The sequence below is a fragment of the Brevundimonas mediterranea genome (assembly GCF_014196125.1).
GTDB classification, from domain to species: Bacteria; Pseudomonadota; Alphaproteobacteria; order Caulobacterales; family Caulobacteraceae; genus Brevundimonas; species Brevundimonas mediterranea.
This window is the reverse complement of record NZ_JACIDA010000001.1, coordinates 666,845-683,842: the sequence shown is the minus strand read 5'-3', so window position 1 is coordinate 683,842 and position 16,998 is coordinate 666,845. Positions and strand designations below refer to the sequence as shown.

Sequence of the window (16,998 nt, the reverse complement as noted above, 5' to 3'; positions counted from 1 at the left end):
GGAAGGCTGCTAAAGCCCCCTTCCGTAACGATAAGAAGGCGTCGCTTCCCGACGCCTAGCCGGGAGATGCCGGATGGCGAAAGCCCCAGCCAAAGCCGCTCAGACCACTGCGCCTGACAAGCTTTCAAACACGCCTTCGGCGTCCAAGGAGGACCTCCTCCGCTTTTACCGCGAGATGGTTCTCATCCGCCGCTTTGAGGAGCGCGCGGGCCAACTGTACGGCATGGGTCTGATCGGGGGTTTCTGCCACCTGTACATCGGCCAGGAAGCCGTGGCCGTCGGCGTTCAAGAGAGCGTCAGACAGGGCCACGACAAGATCATCACGGGCTACCGTGACCACGGCCACATGCTGGCCGCAGGCATGGACCCCAAGGAAGTCATGGCCGAGCTGACCGGCCGCATCGGCGGTTCGTCGCGCGGCAAGGGCGGTTCGATGCACATGTTCGACGTGCCGACCGGCTTCTATGGCGGCCACGGCATCGTCGGCGCCCAGGTGTCGCTGGGCACCGGCCTGGCCTTTGCGGGCAAGTACCGCGGCGATGATTCGGTGGCCTTCGTCTATTTCGGCGACGGCGCCTCGAACCAGGGTCAGGTGTACGAGAGCTTCAACATGGCTCAGCTGTGGAAGCTGCCCGCCATCTACATTATCGAAAACAACCAGTACGCCATGGGCACGAGCATCGAGCGCTCGTCGTCCACGACCCAGCTCAGCCAGCGCGGCGCCAGCTTCGGCATTCCGGGCGAGCAGGTAGACGGCATGGATGTTCTGGCCGTTCGTGACGCGGTCAAGAAGGCCGTCGAGCGCGCCCGCGCCGGCGAGGGCCCCTATATCCTCGAAGTGAAGACCTACCGCTATCGCGGTCACTCGATGTCCGACCCGGCCAAGTACCGGACCAAGGAAGAGGTGGACGAGGTCAAGAAGACCCGCGACCCGATCGACCATATCAAGGCCCTGCTGGCGGCCGCCAATGCGACCGAGGAAGAGCTCAAGGTCATCGACAACGAGATCAAGGCCATCGTCGCCGAGGCCGTTCAATTCGCCCAAGAAAGCCCGGAGCCCGATCCCTCCGAGCTCTACACCGACGTCTACGTGGAGGCCTGAGCCGTGACCGACATCCTCATGCCGGCGCTGTCCCCCACGATGGAAGAGGGCACGCTGACCAAATGGCACATCAAGGCCGGCGACACCGTGTCGGCCGGCCAGGTGATCGCCGAGATCGAAACCGACAAGGCCACGATGGAAGTCGAGGCCGTGGACGAAGGCGAAGTACTGGAAATCCTGGTCGCCGAGGGCTCGGAGAACGTGAAGGTCAATACGCCCATCGCGCGTCTGGCCGGCGAAGACGGGGCGGCTGCGCCCGCGCCCAAGGCTGAGGCCCAGGCTGATGCGCCCAAGGCGACCGCCGAAGGCAAGACCGGCGATCCCGAGAAGGCGCCGGCCCAGACCTCGACCCCCAAGGTCGAACTGCGCGATCCGGAAATCCCGGCCGACGCCAAGCTGGTCAAGACCACCATCCGCGACGCCCTGCGCGACGCCATGGCCGAAGAGATGCGCCGCGACGACAAGGTCTTCCTGATCGGCGAGGAAGTCGCCCAGTATCAGGGCGCCTACAAGGTCAGCCGCGAACTGCTGCAGGAGTTCGGCGACCAACGCGTCGTCGACACCCCGATCACCGAGCACGGCTTCGCCGGCCTGGGCGTCGGCGCGGCCATGGCGGGCCTGAAGCCCATCGTCGAGTTCATGACGTTCAACTTCGCCATGCAGGCGATCGACCACATCATCAACTCGGCCGCCAAGACCTTGTATATGTCGGGCGGTCAGATCCGTGCGCCCATCGTCTTCCGCGGCCCGAACGGCGCCGCCTCGCGCGTCGGCGCCCAGCACAGCCAGGACTATTCGGCCTGGTATGCGCAGGTTCCGGGGCTGAAGGTGATCGCGCCCTATGACGCGGCGGACGCCAAGGGCCTGCTGAAGGCTGCGATCCGCGACCCGAACCCCGTCGTCTTCCTCGAACACGAGATGATGTACGGCCTTGAGTTCGACGTGCCCGAGATCGAGGACTATGTCGTGCCGATCGGCAAGGCCAAGGTCCGTCGCGAAGGCAAGGACGTCACCATCACGGCGCACAGCCGCATGGTCGGCTTCGCCCTCCAGGCCGCCGAGAAGCTGGCCGAGGAAGGGATCGAGTGCGAGGTCGTGGACCTGCGCACCCTGCGTCCGCTGGACACCGACACCATCGTCGAGAGCGTCAAGAAGACCAGCCGTCTGGTCTCGGCCGAAGAGGGCTGGGGTCCGATGGGCGTCGGCGCCGAGGTCGTGGCCCGGGTCATCGAACACGCTTTCGACTATCTGGATGCGCCGCCGCTACGGGTGCACCAGGAAGACGTGCCGCTGCCCTACGCCGCCAATCTGGAAGCCCTGTCGCTGCCGGGCGTGGACAAGATCATCGCGGCCGTGAAGCAGGTGATGGCATGAGCCTGGACGAGAAGGCCCTGGCCATCCCGGAACAATTGACTCAGGTCGATCCGGCCCAGGTCACGGAACTGGCGCGGATCTGGTGGGGCGGAACCACGCCCCATATGAACATCCGCCCGGCGCTGAACGAACCGCGCCATATGGGGACGGTTCTGGCCGAATGCGCCTGGCACTTCTCCAACGCCTACGCTCAGATGGCGGGTCTGGACCAGAAGGAGGCCTTCAAGGCCATCTGCGACGGCTGGACCGAGGCCCACGCCCGCGCCGCGACGACTGAAAAGGAAGTTGCTCAATGACCGACATCCTGATGCCCGCCCTGTCTCCGACCATGGAAGAGGGCGTTCTGGCCAAGTGGCACGTCAAGGTGGGCGACGTCGTCTCCGCCGGGGACGTGATCGCCGAGATCGAAACCGACAAGGCCACGATGGAAGTCGAGGCCGTGGACGAGGGCGAGATCACCGACATCCTGGTCGCCGAAGGTACGGAAGGCGTGAAGGTCAATACGCCTATCGCCCGCCTGAAGGACGAAGGCGGGGCCGCTGCGCCCAAGCCGGCGACCAAGGTGGAAGACGCTCCGAAGGCGGCTCCGGCAGCCGTTGAGGCGCCCAAGGCGTCCGTACCGGTCGCACCGGCTCCGGCTGCGCCCAAGTCGGACAGCGGCGCGCGCATCTTCTCGTCGCCTCTGGCGCGTCGCATCGCCGCCCAGAACGGCGTCGATCTGAAGTCGGTCAAGGGCACGGGCCCGCACGGCCGGATCGTCAAGCGCGACGTCGAATCCGCCGGCAAGGGCGCCCAACCGGCCGCCGCCACGACCGCCGCCGCCGCGACCTCGGGCATTGCGCCGCGTCAGGTTCAGTCGCTGGCTCAGATGGGGATTCCGGACGGCAGCTACGACCTGATCCCGCTGGACGGGATGAAGAAGGCTGTTGCGCGTCGCATGGTCGACAGCATCCAGAACGTGCCGCACTTCCCGCTGTTCATCGACGTCGAGATCGACCAGCTGATGGCTGTTCGCGCCAAGGTGAACAAGATGCTGGAGCCGCAAGGGATCAAGGTTTCAGTCAACGACTTCGTCATCAAGGCTGCGGCCCTGGCGCTGAAGCTGGTGCCGGAGGCCAACGCCTCCTACACGCCCGAAGGCATCGCCATGCACCACAACGCCGACGTCTCGATGGCGGTGGCGATCGACGGCGGCCTGATCACCCCGATCATCAAGAAGGCCGAGACCAAGGGCCTGGCGCAGATCGCGACCGAGTCCAAGGACCTGGCCAAGCGCGCCCGCGAACGCAAGCTGAAGCCCGAAGAGTTCCAAGGCGGCACCTTCTCGGTGTCCAACCTGGGCATGTTCGGCATCAAGCAGTTCACCTCGATCATCAACGAGCCCCAGGGCTGTATCATGAGCGTGGGCGCAGGCGAGCAGCGCGCGGTCGTCAGGGACGGACAGATCGTGCCGGCCACGGTCATGACCGTGACCCTGACCTGCGATCACCGCGTGGTGGACGGCGCGACCGGCGCTCGCTTCCTTCAGGCGTTCAAGCCGCTGATCGAAGATCCCGTCGCGATGCTGGCGTAAGGGGAGGGTGAGGTCATGACCTCGGTCTATGACTTCTCCGCCCGCGCCATCGACGGCACGGAGGTTTCGCTGGACCGTTTTCGCGGTCAGGCGCTGCTGATCGTCAATACGGCGTCCAAGTGCGGTTTCACCGGCCAATATAATGGGCTGGAAAAGCTGCACCGGACGTTCGCCGACCGGCCGTTCGAGGTTTTGGGCTTTCCCTGCAACCAGTTCGGCGAGCAGGAACCGGGGCGAGCGGCGGAGATCGCCGCCTTCTGCGCCACCAGTTTCGACGTGACCTTCCCCCTGTTCGACAAGGTGGAGGTCAACGGGCCGAACCGGCATCCGCTCTATGCCTGGCTGACCAAACAGAAGCGCGGCTTCCTAGGCTCGCAATCCATCAAGTGGAACTTCACCAAGTTCCTGACCGACCGCGAGGGCAGGGTGGTCTCCCGCTATGCTCCGCAAACAGAACCCGAGGCCATCAAGGCCGACATCGAGAAGTTGATCTGATCATGGCTGCTGAATTCGATCTCGTCGTCATCGGCTCGGGCCCCGGCGGTTACGTCGCGGCCATCCGCGCCAGCCAACTGGGCCAGAAGGTCGCCATCGTCGAGCGCGAGAACCTGGGCGGCATCTGCCTGAACTGGGGCTGTATCCCGACCAAGGCCCTGCTGAAGTCGGGCGAGAAGTTCGAGAGCCTGAGCCATCTGAAGGAATACGGCTTGTCGGCGTCCGGCGCGTCGTTCGACTTCGACGCCATCATCCAGCGCTCGCGCGGCGTCGCGGCGACGATGAACAAGGGCGTCGCCTTCCTGATGAAGAAGAACAAGATCGAGGTCATCGAGGGCTCGGCCAAGCTGGAAAAAGGCGCTGCGGCTCCGAAGGTGGTGATCGCGCTGAAGGCCGGCGGTTCGCGCACGGTCGAGGGCAAGGCGGTCATGCTGGCGGTCGGTGCCCGTGCCCGTGCCCTGCCGCAGATCGGCCTGGAGGCCGACGGCGACAAGATCTGGGCCTATCGCGACGCCTTGGCGCCGAAGAAGCTGCCCAAGTCCTTCGTGGTCATCGGCTCGGGCGCCATCGGCATCGAGTTCGCCAGCTTCTATCGCGCCCTGGGCGCCGAGGTGACGGTCGTCGAGGCGGTCGAGCGCATCATGCCGGTCGAGGACGAGGAGGTCTCCAAGGCCGCCCAGAAGTCGTTCGAGAAGCGCGGCATCAAGTTCAAGCTGGGCGCCAAGGTGACGAAGGTCTCCAAGACCGGCGCGGGCGTGAAGGTGGACATCGAGGTCGGCGGCAAGGCCGAGGCGCTGGAGGCCGAGGTCTGCATCTCGGCGGTCGGCATCACCGCCAACACCGACGGCATCGGCCTGGAGGCGCTGGGCGTCGAACTGGACCGCAGCCACATCAAGACCGACGGCCACTGCCAGACCAACGTCAAGGGCCTGTTCGCCATCGGCGACTGCGCCGGCGCGCCCTGGCTGGCGCACAAGGCCTCGCACGAAGGCATCCACGCTGCCGAATTCATCGCCGGCTACAAGACCCCGAACGTCCATTCGCCCATCGCCGGCTGCACCTACGCCCAGCCGCAGGTCGCCTCGGTCGGCGTCACCGAACAGGCCGCCCGCGCCGAGAAGCGCGAGGTCAAGATCGGCCGCTTCCCGTTCCGCGTGAACGGCAAGGCCGTCGCCGCCGGCGAGATCGACGGCTTCGTCAAGGTGATCTTTGACGCGGCAACCGGCGCCCTGATCGGCGCCCATATGATCGGCCACGAAGTGACCGAGATGATCCAGGGCTATGTCACCGCCATCACCATGGAGGCGACGGAAGAGGACATCCACGGCATCGTTTATCCGCACCCGACCATGTCGGAAGCCATGCACGAGGCGGCGCTGGACGCCTACGGCCGTGTGATCCACATCTGATGCCGTCCGTCGTCTACGCGCTTAGACGAGACGAAATCTGGCACTGGTACAAGAAGGCGTGGCGACGGAGTCTTTGGCCATTTCACGCCTTCCTACTCGTCATGCCTCTCGGCCTGATCTGTCTGCTGCGTCGAGAAATGGATGTCGCGTCTATCGTTGAGGGCGGGATGCTTGGGATTTTGGCCTGCGGCGTCATGATCGCCTATCCTCAGATGAGATATCGATCTGAAGTGCGGACGCTCATTCTTGATGAGCGCGGCGTCCGTGGCGTTCGCGGCAAGACTGACTATTTTGTTGAGTGGGCTAAGATAGCGCGCGTGGAGCAGCAGGACGGCTATCTGGTCATCACTGAGCGCAAGCTGAACGCTTTCATCATTCCGATGCGAGCGTTCGCTTCAGAGGAAGAGAAAGCGGCATTCCTCGATTTCGCTGAGAACCGAATCTCCCAGGGGATTTAACGCTTCTTGCCCAACTCCGCTGCGATGTCCTTGGTCATGCGGCCGACCTTGCGGTGGGCGGCGGTGATCTGGTCCTTGGTCACGCCCCAGCGCTTCATCCAGTATTCGACCGACTGCCGTTCCGACAGGTCGATGCGGTCCTTGTCGATGAAGCCGCGCTTGTCCTTTAGTCCCGCCATGGTCGGCTCCTGTGGAGGTTCGACCGTTTCCCGGCCATTGGAGCCTTTCTAGCCTCATCCGCCCCGACGAAACAGGCGGTTCAGGCCTCCGGCAGGACGCCCGTTTCGAAGAAGGCGTCCAGGCGGGCCTCCCACGGGGCGGTGTCCAGGCCCTGGGCGGCGATCCAGGCGTCGTCGAAATAGGTGGAGGCGTAGCGGTCGCCGTGATCGCACAGGATGGACACGATCGATCCGCCTTCGCCTGCGCGCGCCATTTCTTGGGCCAGTTGGACACAGGCCCACAGGTTGGTGCCGGTCGATCCGCCGCAGGGGCGGCCCAGACGCCGGCTCAGTACGCGCGTGGCGGCGATGGAGGCGACGTCGGGCACGACGATCATCCGATCCACCAAGCTGGGGATGAAGGAGGGTTCGACCCGCGCCCGGCCGATGCCCTCGATCAGGGACGGACGGTCGAGGCTGGTCTGGACCGTCGCATCGGCCCAGTGACGGTGGAAGACCGAGGCTTCCGGGTCGGCGACGCAGATCCGGGTGTCGTGGCGGTTGAAGCGGGCGAACCGGCCGATGGTCGCCGAGGTGCCGCCTGTGCCCGCGCCGCACACGATCCAGCGCGGGACGGGGCAGGGCTCGCGTCGCATCTGGGCGAAGATGGACTCGGCGATATTGTTGTTTCCACGCCAGTCCGTCGCCCGTTCCGCATAGGTAAACTGGTCCATGTAGTGGCCGCCCAGTTCGTCGGCGAGCCGCTGGCTTTCCGAATAGGCTTGGCCCGGGACGTCCACGAAATGGCAGCGCCCGCCGTAGAATTCGATGGCGGCGATCTTCTCCTGGGCGGTGGAGCGCGGCACCACGGCGATGAAGGGCAGGTTGAGCATCCGGGCGAAATAGGCTTCGGACACGGCGGTCGAACCGCTGGACGCCTCGACAATGGTCATGCCCTCGCCGATCCAGCCGTTGCTGAGGGAATAGAGGAACAGCGACCGCGCCAGACGGTGCTTCAGGCTGCCGGTCGGGTGGCTGGATTCGTCCTTCAGATACAGGGCGATGTCCGACAGGGCCGGCATATCCACCGGGATCAGATGGGTGTCGGCCGAGCGGTTGTAGTCCGCCTCGATCCGCCGCATGGCCCAGCTCAGCCAGGCGCGATCAACGGTGGGACGGGCAGGGGCGGACATGGCGGACTCGGTCGAAGACAGGAAGGCGATGGCTTAGGCTAAAGCTTGGCTGCGGCAAAGGCGGATGACGCCGCCCCTTTTAGCCTGCCTTCTCCACGAAACTGTCGATCACCCGTTTCTCGCCCGCCTTTTCGAAATCGACCAGCAGTTTGTTGCCCTCGATGACGCGGACGTGGCCGTAGCCGAACTTCTGGTGGAAGACGCGCTCGCCCTTGGTCCAGCCGGAACTCGACTTGGGATCGGCGGTGGCGATCAGGCGGCCGTCGCCTTCAATGACGGCCTTGCGGGCCGGGATCTTGTTCGGCGTCTGGGCGGCAGTGAAGGTTTGGGCGCGTTTCCAGCCGGGGGAGGAATAGCCGCTGCCGAACGACGGGGCGTCGTCCCAGCGGCTCTTGGCCTCCTTCATGCCGGCGGAGGCGCCGTAGTAGCCGGTGTCGGATTGCGGATCGACGTGGGCGATGGGCAGTTCATCGACGAAGCGGCTGGGGAGTTGCGAGGTCCAGCGGCCGTAGACCAGGCGGTTGGCGGCGAAGGAGATGCGCGCGTCTTGTTTGGCGCGGGTGACGCCGACATAGGCCAGGCGGCGTTCCTCCTCGAGGCCCTTCTCTCCCTTCTCGTCGATGCTGCGCTGGCTGGGGAAGACGCCTTCCTCCCAGCCGGGCAGGAAGACCAGCGGGAACTCCAGCCCCTTGGCGCCGTGCAGGGTCATGATCTGCACCGCCCCGTCGCCGTTTGGATCGTCGCTGTTGGCGCGCTCCAAGTCCATGACCAAGGAGACGTGCTCCAGATAGGCCTGCAGCGTCTCGAACTGCTGCATCGACTGGGTCAGTTCCTTCAGGTTGTCCAACCGGGTCTGGCCGCTGGTCCGGTCGGCCTTCTGCATGTCGGTGTAGCCGCTCTCCTCCAGCACGGTCTCCATGACCTCCCAATGGGGCGTGGTCTCGGAAAGGGCGCGCCAGCGGTCGAGATCGCGCACGAAGTTGGACAGGGCGGTGCGGGTGCGAGCCTGAAGCTCGTCGGTGTTGATCAGGCCGCGAACGGCGGTAAGGGCCGACAGATCGTGCTGGCGGGCCAGTTGCAGGATCTTCTGCACCGAGGTGTCGCCGATGCCGCGCTTGGGCACATTGACGATCCGTTCGAAGGCCAGATCGTCGTCCTCGGACTGGATGAGCCGCATGTAGGCGTGGGCGTCGCGAATCTCGGCCCGTTCGAAGAAGCGGGGGCCGCCGATGACGGCGTAGGGGATGGCCAGCATGACCAGCCGCTCCTCGAACGCCCGCATCTGGAACGAGGCGCGGACCAGGATGGCCATGTCCTTGTACTTCAGGCCCGGTTCGCCGGCATGGGGGCGGCGGGCGGTCTCGATCTCGTCGGCGATCAGCCGGGCTTCGGCCTCGCCGTCCCAGACGCCGCGCACCCGCACCTTGTCGCCGCTGTCGTCCTCGGTCCACAGGGTCTTGCCCAGCCGGTCGCGATTGGCGGCGATCAGGCCCGAGGCCGCGCCGAGGATGTGGCTGGTCGAGCGATAGTTCCGCTCCAGCTTGACGATCTTGGCGCCAGGGAAGTCGCGCTCGAAGCGCAGGATGTTGTCCACCTCGGCCCCGCGCCAGCCATAGATCGACTGATCGTCGTCGCCGACGCAGCAGACATTGCCGGTCGAGGCTGTCAGCAGCCGCAGCCACAGATACTGGGCGACGTTGGTGTCCTGATATTCGTCGACCAGGATGTAGCGGAAGCGGCGTCGATATTCGTCCGCTAGATCCGCATGTTTCGACAGGATGGTGATGTTGTGCAGCAGCAGGTCGCCGAAGTCGCAGGCGTTCAGGCTGCGCAGGCGGGCCTGATAGGCGGCGTACAGGCCCTGGCCCTTGCCGTTGGCGAAGTCCTCGCCGGGGGGCAGTTTCTCGGGCGTCCAGCCGCGGTTCTTCCAGTGGTCGATCAGGCCGGACAGCGACTTGGGCGTCCAGCGTTTGGTGTCGATATTGGCGGCTTCCAGCAGCTGTTTCAGCACCCGTTCCTGGTCGTCGGTGTCCAGGATGGTGAAGCTGGACTTCAACCCGACCAGTTCGGCGTGGCGGCGCAGGATCTGGGCGGCGATCGAGTGGAAGGTGCCCAGCCAGCGCAAACCTTCCGCTGAGGGTCCGATCAGATGGGTGATCCGCTCGCGCATCTCGCGGGCGGCCTTGTTGGTGAAGGTGACGACCAGCAGCTCCCACGGCCTGGCCCGGCCGGTCGCCAATATGTGCGCCAGCCGCGTGGTCAGCACCCGGGTCTTGCCTGTGCCGGCGCCGGCCAGAACCAGGACCGGCCCCTCGGTTGCTTCCACCGCCTCGCGTTGTTCCGGATTCAACCCTTCGAGATAGTCGCGCGGTCCCGCCCCGTCGGGCGCTCGTGCGCGGGCCAGGTCGGAGATGCGGGGGGGGGGAAGATCGGTCACAGGCTTGGAGGCATCCGTCAGGCAGAATCAAAAACGGAACATAAGGGGACCGGAGGGCGATGTCAGGGCCGTCGGCCAAATCAAACCTTGGAACCGCCTTGGCCTAGGCCCTGTTCCCCTAGGTGATGCGACACAATAGGTCGAAGATCGAGGAGACGCCGGATCGCGACCCCAGGGCTGTGAAGGCGGGTTGGCGCGCCTTCGCCTCGGGCATGATCGGCATGTTCGCGCTCATCATCCTGTGGATCGTCATGGTCGAAGCGGCTGACGACCCCCATGACGACGCGGCGTTGATTGGACGGCCGCAATCCGGCGAGGAAAAGACGCTGGAACGCCGCGAGGCGTGGGTAGACCGGCCTATTTCAGACCATAGGTGATGGTGGTCACGACCCGGACCTTCTTGTCGATCGAGGCGGCTTCGTCTCCGCCGGCGCCGTCGCGCGGCAGGATTTCGAAAGAGCCCTGGGTGGCCTGACGGATCGGGCCAAGCGGGGTGCCGGAATCCTTGGCGAACTGTTCGGCCCCGGTTCGCGCCGCCGCCGTGCCCTCTGCGATCATCTGGGGCCGAACATCGTTCAGCTTGGTGAAGACATAAGAGGGACCCTGGAAGTCCTGCAACACCACGCCCTGGCGCACCAGATCGTTCAGGGCGCGGGTCGTCGTCTGAACCCGGGCGACGTCGTTTGTGCGGACGATGACCGTCTGGGCCAGGATGAAGCGCGGCCCGCCGTTCTGGGCGGCGTATTCGCGCGACCGGGTGTCGGCCACCTCCAGCCGGCCCAGATCGACGGCGTCGGCGGGGTAGCCCTGAGCCGTCAGAAACTGTCGCACCAGGGCCAGGTCGCCGTCGATGCGCGTCTGAACCTCGGACAACACGTCGCCCGATGCGGTGAAGCGCAGCGGCAGAACCGCCAGATCGGCCTTCACATTGCGTTCCGACAGGCCGCGCACCGTCACGGTCCGGTCGCCGGCCCGCGCGTGGATCACGCCTTGACCGACCAGGGCGCCGGCGCCGATCAGCCCCAAGGCCAGAAGTCCCCCGAAAACGGCGGCGGGAAATAGACGGCTGTTGTTCATGGGCGGGTTCCTTTAACGCCCAAGGTTACGCTTCTACGCCGTGCTCCGCCACCCAGTTCAGCGCCAGCAGTCGGCAGGCCGAGGCCAGGGGGCGGCGACCCCGGCCGGCGTCGATATCGGCCAGAAGCTGGGCCTTGCTGAGGCTGCGGGTCAGGGCGATCCGGTCCAAGACCGCCCAGAACTCGGGCTCCAGCGCGACGGAAGTCGCATGGCCCGCCAGGACGACGGACCGTTTGGCCAGACCGCTCACCGCGCGGACTTCAGCACGATCTCGGCGGAGGCCGGCGCGCCCTGGGTCAGGACGGCGTGTCGGGTGTCGGTGATGAAGACAAGCGCGCCGGTCACGTCACGGATCTCGGCGCGCGCGGCATAGGTATGGCGCGGGTCGATCTGGGCCGTGGGGAAGCCCAGGCTGACGCGATAGGGCGGGGCGCCGGTCAGGGGCTCGCTGCCCTCGGCCAGGACCACGGCCGGGGCGTCGGCCCGGCTGACGTCCTCGATCCGCACCGTCAGCACATGGCCGGGCGGCAGCATGATCCGCTCGCGGTAAAGGGCGGTGACCGCCACGACGGTCGTGCCTGTGCTTATCTCCGGACCTGTCGGTACGGCGGCGCAGGCGGCCAGCACAAGGCCGGCGGGCAGGATCAGGGGGGCGTAATGCATGGCGGGTCTCCTCTCGGGGGCAGTCTGTCATACTCGGGCGCAAGACGTGAGCGGCGCTTTCGCGGCGTCGATGATAAGCGGGCTCCGCCCGTCGGAGCCTGTCCATGAGTCGCCCCTTCACGATCCTCGCCATCGCCGTCTGCGCCCTGATCTGGGGCACGACCTGGTTCGCCATCACCCTGCAGCTGGGCGTGGTGGATCCGATCGTCTCCATCGTCTGGCGGTTCGGTCTGGCGGCGGTCGTTCTGTTCGCCTTCTGCGCCCTGACGCGGCGTCCGCTGCGCCTGACCTGCGCCCAGCATCTGGCCGCGGCGGGGCAGGGCGCCTTCGTCTTCGCCGTCAGCTACGGCTTCGTCTATGCGGCGGAGGAACGCGTGGCCTCGGCCGTGGTCGCCGTCATCTTCGCCGCCCTGGCCTTCGTGAACCTGATCCTGTTTCGGGTTCTGGAGCGCCAGAAGGCCGCCGCCGGGGCCTGGCAGGGGGCGATCCTGGGGGTGTGCGGGGTCGCCGTCCTGTCGTTCGGACAATTGTCGGGGGCAGGCGTCTCCGCAGGCGTGGCGCCCGTTCTGGGCGTGGTCTTCGCCTTGATCGCCGTCCTCGCCTCGGCCTTCGGCAACTGGTTCGCCTGGCGCGGCCAACAGGCCGGCGCGCCGGTCATGGCCGCGACCGCCTGGGCCATGGCCTATGGCACGGCCATGGTGGCGGTCTATGGGGTCGCGACCGGCGTGGAATGGCGGATCGAGCCGACCCCCGCCTATATTCTGTCTCTGCTGCACCTGTCGCTGTTTGGGTCGGTGATCGCCTTCGGGCTGTATTTCACCTTGGCGCGACAACGCGGCTATGCCCTGGCCAGCTATATTTCGGCGCTGACCCCGCCGATCGCCGTCATCATGTCGGTCCTGTTCGAGGGCGCCCATGTCGGCGTGACCATGCTGATCGGCCTGATCCTGGTGCTGGGCGGCCAGGTCCTGTTGATCCGCGCGCCGAAGGCCTAGGGGATCAGTCGTCCAGCTTCTGTCCATCGAGCTGCCGGGCGGCGCGTTCGCGGTCCCTGTCCGCGGACTGTTTCTGAGCCTTGGTGCGGCCATGGGCGGCGCGGTTGGCGGCGGCGCGGGCCTTGTCCTCGGCCTTGGTCCGCGCCTTTCGCGCCCGGTTCAGATTGATGATCTCGGCCATGTCTAGGGCTGCGGCGCGGCGGAAGTCGGCGTCTCCGGCTCCTTGGGCCTCAGGGCCTCGGGCACCTGATCCTCCGGCAGGACAGCGGGGGGAATGAAGGCGGGGGCCGCCGCGGTCTGTTCAAGCTGGGTCCAGCCGTCGGCTGACCGGCCTTGTGCGCGACCCAGGTTGAACAGTGCGGTCATGGTCGGTTGGTCGAATTTCAGGCTGGACGCTTCGACATTGTCGGGGATGGCCGACAGCGACATGGTCATGCCGTTGCGCTGGGCGAACGCCGCTGTGGTCGCCAGATGGGTGCGCAGCGAGGCCTTGCTCATACTGTCGTAGCTACGCATCAGGATGGCCGTCAGTCGGCCAGGGGTGACCCCGTCATTGCGACCGACCTGTCCATTGACGATGACATACAGGCTGCCGTCACCTCGCTCTTCTGCCCGGCGCGTCCACAGGGTCAGGTTCTCCGGAATGGCGAGGAAAGGCGTATTCACGCCGCCGTCGGCGTGCATCTCCATCACCACGGTCTGGTCCGGCTGCAGTCCGGCGATGAGGACTGGCGGAAAGACGCCGGGAATACTGGCCGAGGCCACCAGCACTTCCTTGAACAGGGCGCGCGAATTCTCGTCGTTCTGGCTGGCCAGCAGGCCCATGTCCCAGATGACGGTCTCCTCGCTGTCGAGGTTCGTCGTGGCCACCAGCAGGCGGCGACCCTTGGCGTGTTCACGGGCGATGGCCTGCAACAGGTCCAGGGTGACGTTCTCGTCCACCAGCTTGCGCAAGGCGCTGGCGCTGAACAGGCTGGGGTAGAGGAAGATCGCCAGGCTGCGCCAGCTCAATAGGCTGCTGGCGCCCCCTCCGGTGTAGGCCTGGCCCAGTTGCGGATCCCATTCGGATCCGGCGAAGGCGAAGGGCGCGGCGAGAGCGCCCGTGCTGACCCCCGTGACGATGTCGAAGACCGGACGGTCGCCCCGCTCGGTCCAACCCACCAGAAGCCCGGCGCCATAGGCTCCGTTGGCGCCGCCGCCGGACAGAGCCAGGATCGAAAAGGGCCCGCCGGTCGACAGCCGTCCCCCCACTTCCTCGGTGAAGGCTACCAGCCGGGCCGCGTCATTGGCGCGAATGCGCGGATCTTGCGCTGGGATCAGGGAGCCGTCCGCGATGCGCAGCGGTCCCGTCGGACGGTCCAAGGTGCCGCATGACGCCACCGACAGGGCCATGACAACCGCCAGCAGACTCGAACAGATCCGTCTCATCCGATGCGTTCTCATTGAAAATCCCCGTCCGTGCTCATACCTCCCCAACGGGCGCCCTGTCATCACCGGATGATTAAGAGGCTGGTTTCAAGCTCTGCGGTTTGAAACCCCGCGAGTCAGCGGACGTTCAGTGAGGCGACACAGTCCAACATAAGGAACATCGCCATGGTCGACGCCTCGCTCATCAAGGAACATCTCGAAGTCGTCGGTTCGGACGGCGGCCACGTCGGACGCGTGGACCACGTGCTCGGCGATCAGATCGAACTGGCCAAGCTGGATCTGGCCGGCGGCTTCAAACACCATATGATCCCGGTCAGCTGGGTGGAAGCCGTGGACGACAAACACGTCCACCTCAACCTGACCCAGGACGAGGCAAAGGCCCGCTGGACCGAAAAGCCCCACTGACCCGATCCGGGTGACCGCGAATTAACCAAGGCCCCGCTGTCGCAAGCGGGGCCTTTTGGCTATCTGTATGGTCACGCCTGCCGGAGAGTTGAGATGGTCCGCCTGATCCTGAATATCCTGTGGTTTATTTTTGGCGGCTGGCTTTCGGGTCTGCTGTGGTTGCTGGGCGGTGCGATCCTGGCCCTGACCATCGTCGGCCTGCCGTGGAGTTTCGCGGCCTGGCGGATCGCAAGCTATTCCTTCTGGCCGTTCGGGCGAGAGATCGTCTGGCAGGACACCCATCCGGTGGCGGGCTGCTTGGGGCTGGTGCTGAACGTCGTCTGGTTCGTCGTGGCCGGCTGGTACATCGCCCTCTCGCACCTGATCATCGCGGTGGCCGAGTTCGTCTCCATCATCGGCATCCCCTTCGCGCTGAAGGACCTGGAGCTGGCCAAGCTGGCCCTGGCGCCGGTGGGACGAATGATCCGCGACAAGCCCTAAGCTCAATCGAGTTCCAGCGGGGAATGGCTGTCGCGCGTGCCGAAGCGATGTTCGCGTCCGCCGCCTTCGGGATTGAAACCCCACGCCACCGCCAGCGCCTCGATCAGGGGCGACTTACCCGAGCCGTTCTCGCCGATCAGAAAGGTCACATTCGGATGGAAGGCCAGCCGGTCGAGCGTACGTATGACCGGCAGGTTGAAAGGATAAGCGGAGGCGTCCCAGCCGTCTCGGCGCTCGAAAAGGGCCTCGATCCAGTAGGGACGCTCCAGCGCGGTCATCGCATCAGCCCGGCGAGATCATCTTCTCGGGACGGACCGCTTCGTCGAACTCGGCGTCGGTCAAATAGCCGCCGCCGACGGCTTCCTCGCGCAGGGTGGTGCCGTTCTTGTGCGCGGTCTTGGCGATCTTGGCGCACAGGTCGTAGCCCAGCTTGCCGTTCAGGGCCGTCACCAGCATCAGCGAGTTGTTCAGGCCGCGGGCGATATTGTCCTCACGGGCCTCGATGCCGACGACGCAGTTGTCGGTGAAGCTGATGGCCGCGTCGGCGACCAGGCGGACCGACTGCAGGAAGTTATAGGCCATGACCGGGTTGTAGACGTTCAGCTCGAAATGCCCCTGCGAGCCGGCGAAGGTCAGGGCGGCGTTGTTGCCGAACACCTGGACGCAGACCTGGGTCAGGGCTTCGCACTGGGTCGGGTTGACCTTGCCTGGCATGATCGACGAGCCCGGCTCGTTCTCTGGCAGGGCCAGTTCGCCCAGGCCCGAACGCGGGCCGGAGCCCAGGAAGCGGATGTCGTTGGCGATCTTGAACAGCGAGGCGGCGACCGTGTTGATCGCGCCGTGGCTGAAGACCATGGCGTCGTGGGCGGCCAGGGCCTCGAACTTGTTCGGCGCCGTGGTGAAGGCCAGGCCGGTGATCTCGGCGATCTGGGCGGCGACCTTTTCCGCGAAACCGACGGGGGCGTTCAGGCCGGTGCCCACGGCGGTGCCGCCCTGGGCCAGTTCCATCAGCTTGGGCAGGGTCTGTTCGATCCGCTCGATGCCGTTGGCGACCTGTTGCGCATAGCCGCCGAACTCCTGGCCCAGGGTCAGGGGGGTGGCGTCCTGGGTGTGGGTGCGGCCGATCTTGATGATGTGGGCCCAGGCCTTGGCCTTGGCGTCCAGGGCGGCGTGCAGATGCTTCAGCGCCGGGATCAGGTCGTTGACCACCTGTTCCGCGCAGGCCACGTGCATGGCGGTCGGATAGGTGTCGTTCGACGACTGGCTCATATTGACGTGGTCGTTGGGGTGGACAGGCTTCTTGGAGCCCATCTCGCCGCCCAGGATCTCGATGGCGCGGTTCGAGATCACCTCATTGGCGTTCATGTTCGACTGGGTGCCCGAACCCGTCTGCCAGACGACCAAGGGGAAGTGGTCGTTCAGCTTGCCTTCGATGACTTCATTGGCTGCCTTGATGATGGCGTCAGCCAGGGCCGGATCGAGCTTGCCCAGGTCGCGGTTGGTCTCGGCGGCGGCGCGCTTGACGATGCCTAGGGCGCGCACGACGGGCAGGGGCTGTTTCTCCCAACCGATCTTGAAATTGCCCAGCGACCGCTGCGCCTGGGCCCCCCAGTAGCGGTCGGCGGCGACCTCGATGGGGCCGAAGGTGTCGGTTTCGATGCGGACGTTGCTCATGGGCGGACTCGTCTCTCAGGCGTGGCGATTGTGTGCGCGCGGGTGTAGCACGGCGGTCATGCAGGGCAAGAAGAGCG

General features: G+C 65.8%; 21 protein-coding genes. 11 read left to right on the top strand and 10 right to left on the bottom strand.

The features are described from left to right. Positions 1-73 precede the first annotated feature (73 nt). Genes pdhA through GGR11_RS03465 form a run of 7 tightly spaced genes read left to right on the top strand, consistent with a single transcriptional unit; the run spans position 74 to position 6,411 of the window. Entirely contained in the window at positions 74-1,102 is a 1,029-nt protein-coding gene (gene pdhA / locus GGR11_RS03495; protein ID WP_183195416.1) for a pyruvate dehydrogenase (acetyl-transferring) E1 component subunit alpha, read from the top strand. A gap of 3 nt (positions 1,103-1,105) precedes the next feature. Further along, positions 1,106-2,476, top strand: coding sequence for a pyruvate dehydrogenase complex E1 component subunit beta (locus tag GGR11_RS03490; RefSeq protein ID WP_183195415.1), 1,371 nt, complete (start codon positions 1,106-1,108; stop codon positions 2,474-2,476). After that, positions 2,473-2,772, top strand: coding sequence for a DUF5076 domain-containing protein (locus GGR11_RS03485; RefSeq protein ID WP_183195414.1), 300 nt, complete (start codon positions 2,473-2,475; stop codon positions 2,770-2,772). The genes GGR11_RS03490 and GGR11_RS03485 overlap by 4 nt, the downstream gene beginning before the upstream one ends. Beyond that, a complete protein-coding gene (locus GGR11_RS03480) occupies positions 2,769-4,049 on the top strand; it encodes a pyruvate dehydrogenase complex dihydrolipoamide acetyltransferase (RefSeq protein ID WP_183195413.1) in 1,281 nt (426 codons plus the stop codon). The genes GGR11_RS03485 and GGR11_RS03480 overlap by 4 nt, the downstream gene beginning before the upstream one ends. 15 nt (positions 4,050-4,064) lie before the next feature. After that, positions 4,065-4,544 carry a glutathione peroxidase gene (locus GGR11_RS03475; protein ID WP_183195412.1) on the top strand — a complete coding sequence of 160 codons (480 nt, stop codon included), beginning with the start codon at positions 4,065-4,067 and terminating at the stop codon, positions 4,542-4,544. A gap of 2 nt (positions 4,545-4,546) precedes the next feature. Beyond that, the gene (gene lpdA / locus GGR11_RS03470; RefSeq protein ID WP_183195411.1) at positions 4,547-5,953 is read left to right on the top strand and encodes a dihydrolipoyl dehydrogenase; all 1,407 of its coding nucleotides are present in this window, start codon (positions 4,547-4,549) and stop codon (positions 5,951-5,953) included. Further along, positions 5,953-6,411: a YcxB family protein gene (locus tag GGR11_RS03465; protein WP_183195410.1), complete on the top strand. Its 459-nt coding sequence runs from the start codon at positions 5,953-5,955 to the stop codon at positions 6,409-6,411. The genes lpdA and GGR11_RS03465 overlap by 1 nt, the downstream gene beginning before the upstream one ends. Here the strand turns inward: GGR11_RS03465 and GGR11_RS03460 are convergent. The 3 genes from GGR11_RS03460 to GGR11_RS03450 form a co-directional block, all read right to left on the bottom strand. Next, a complete protein-coding gene (locus GGR11_RS03460) occupies positions 6,408-6,590 on the bottom strand; it encodes a DUF3606 domain-containing protein (protein ID WP_055753752.1) in 183 nt (60 codons plus the stop codon). The genes GGR11_RS03465 and GGR11_RS03460 overlap by 4 nt on opposite strands. Before the next feature lie 80 nt (positions 6,591-6,670). Next, positions 6,671-7,762: a PLP-dependent cysteine synthase family protein gene (locus GGR11_RS03455; RefSeq protein WP_183195409.1), complete on the bottom strand. Its 1,092-nt coding sequence runs from the start codon at positions 7,760-7,762 to the stop codon at positions 6,671-6,673. 79 nt (positions 7,763-7,841) lie between these two features. Continuing rightward, positions 7,842-10,199 carry an ATP-dependent helicase gene (locus GGR11_RS03450; protein WP_183195408.1) on the bottom strand — a complete coding sequence of 786 codons (2,358 nt, stop codon included), beginning with the start codon at positions 10,197-10,199 and terminating at the stop codon, positions 7,842-7,844. A gap of 122 nt (positions 10,200-10,321) precedes the next feature. Between GGR11_RS03450 and GGR11_RS03445 the strand changes: the two genes are divergently transcribed. Next, positions 10,322-10,576 (top strand): hypothetical protein, encoded by a 255-nt coding sequence (locus tag GGR11_RS03445; RefSeq protein WP_221205080.1) that lies wholly within the window; start codon positions 10,322-10,324, stop codon positions 10,574-10,576. On the opposite strand, the gene GGR11_RS03440 is transcribed toward GGR11_RS03445, so the two are convergent. The 3 genes from GGR11_RS03440 to GGR11_RS03430 are packed head-to-tail and all read right to left on the bottom strand — an operon-like array spanning position 10,557 to position 11,939. Beyond that, positions 10,557-11,276, bottom strand: coding sequence for an SIMPL domain-containing protein (locus GGR11_RS03440; protein WP_183195406.1), 720 nt, complete (start codon positions 11,274-11,276; stop codon positions 10,557-10,559). The two genes, GGR11_RS03445 and GGR11_RS03440, sit on opposite strands and share 20 nt — an antisense overlap. Before the next feature lie 25 nt (positions 11,277-11,301). Next, positions 11,302-11,526: a ribbon-helix-helix domain-containing protein gene (locus GGR11_RS03435; RefSeq protein ID WP_183195405.1), complete on the bottom strand. Its 225-nt coding sequence runs from the start codon at positions 11,524-11,526 to the stop codon at positions 11,302-11,304. Then, positions 11,523-11,939 (bottom strand): YbaY family lipoprotein, encoded by a 417-nt coding sequence (locus tag GGR11_RS03430; RefSeq protein ID WP_183195404.1) that lies wholly within the window; start codon positions 11,937-11,939, stop codon positions 11,523-11,525. The genes GGR11_RS03435 and GGR11_RS03430 overlap by 4 nt, the downstream gene beginning before the upstream one ends. A gap of 104 nt (positions 11,940-12,043) precedes the next feature. Between GGR11_RS03430 and GGR11_RS03425 the strand changes: the two genes are divergently transcribed. Continuing rightward, complete coding sequence (locus GGR11_RS03425; RefSeq protein ID WP_183195403.1) at positions 12,044-12,934, top strand: DMT family transporter; 891 nt, start codon at positions 12,044-12,046, stop codon at positions 12,932-12,934. 4 nt (positions 12,935-12,938) lie between these two features. Here GGR11_RS03425 and GGR11_RS03420 read toward each other — a convergent pair whose 3' ends face one another. Both GGR11_RS03420 and GGR11_RS03415 read right to left on the bottom strand, forming a co-directional pair. Then, on the bottom strand, positions 12,939-13,115 hold the full coding sequence (locus GGR11_RS03420) for a DUF4169 family protein (protein ID WP_183195402.1): 177 nt from the start codon (positions 13,113-13,115) through the stop codon (positions 12,939-12,941). A gap of 2 nt (positions 13,116-13,117) precedes the next feature. After that, the gene (locus GGR11_RS03415) at positions 13,118-14,362 is read right to left on the bottom strand and encodes a patatin-like phospholipase family protein (protein WP_183195401.1); all 1,245 of its coding nucleotides are present in this window, start codon (positions 14,360-14,362) and stop codon (positions 13,118-13,120) included. A 165-nt stretch (positions 14,363-14,527) separates the two neighbouring features. Here GGR11_RS03415 and GGR11_RS03410 point away from each other — a divergent pair, with 165 nt between their 5' ends. Next, positions 14,528-14,767: a DUF2171 domain-containing protein gene (locus tag GGR11_RS03410; protein ID WP_183195400.1), complete on the top strand. Its 240-nt coding sequence runs from the start codon at positions 14,528-14,530 to the stop codon at positions 14,765-14,767. Positions 14,768-14,860: 93 nt separating this feature from the next. Beyond that, positions 14,861-15,247, top strand: a complete 387-nt coding sequence (locus GGR11_RS03405; protein ID WP_183195399.1) for a YccF domain-containing protein — start codon at positions 14,861-14,863, stop codon at positions 15,245-15,247. Positions 15,248-15,249: 2 nt separating this feature from the next. Here GGR11_RS03405 and GGR11_RS03400 read toward each other — a convergent pair whose 3' ends face one another. Both GGR11_RS03400 and fumC read right to left on the bottom strand, forming a co-directional pair. Next, entirely contained in the window at positions 15,250-15,525 is a 276-nt protein-coding gene (locus GGR11_RS03400; RefSeq protein ID WP_246331513.1) for an AAA family ATPase, read from the bottom strand. A 4-nt stretch (positions 15,526-15,529) separates the two neighbouring features. After that, positions 15,530-16,921: a class II fumarate hydratase gene (fumC, locus tag GGR11_RS03395; protein ID WP_183195398.1), complete on the bottom strand. Its 1,392-nt coding sequence runs from the start codon at positions 16,919-16,921 to the stop codon at positions 15,530-15,532. Positions 16,922-16,998 lie beyond the last annotated feature (77 nt).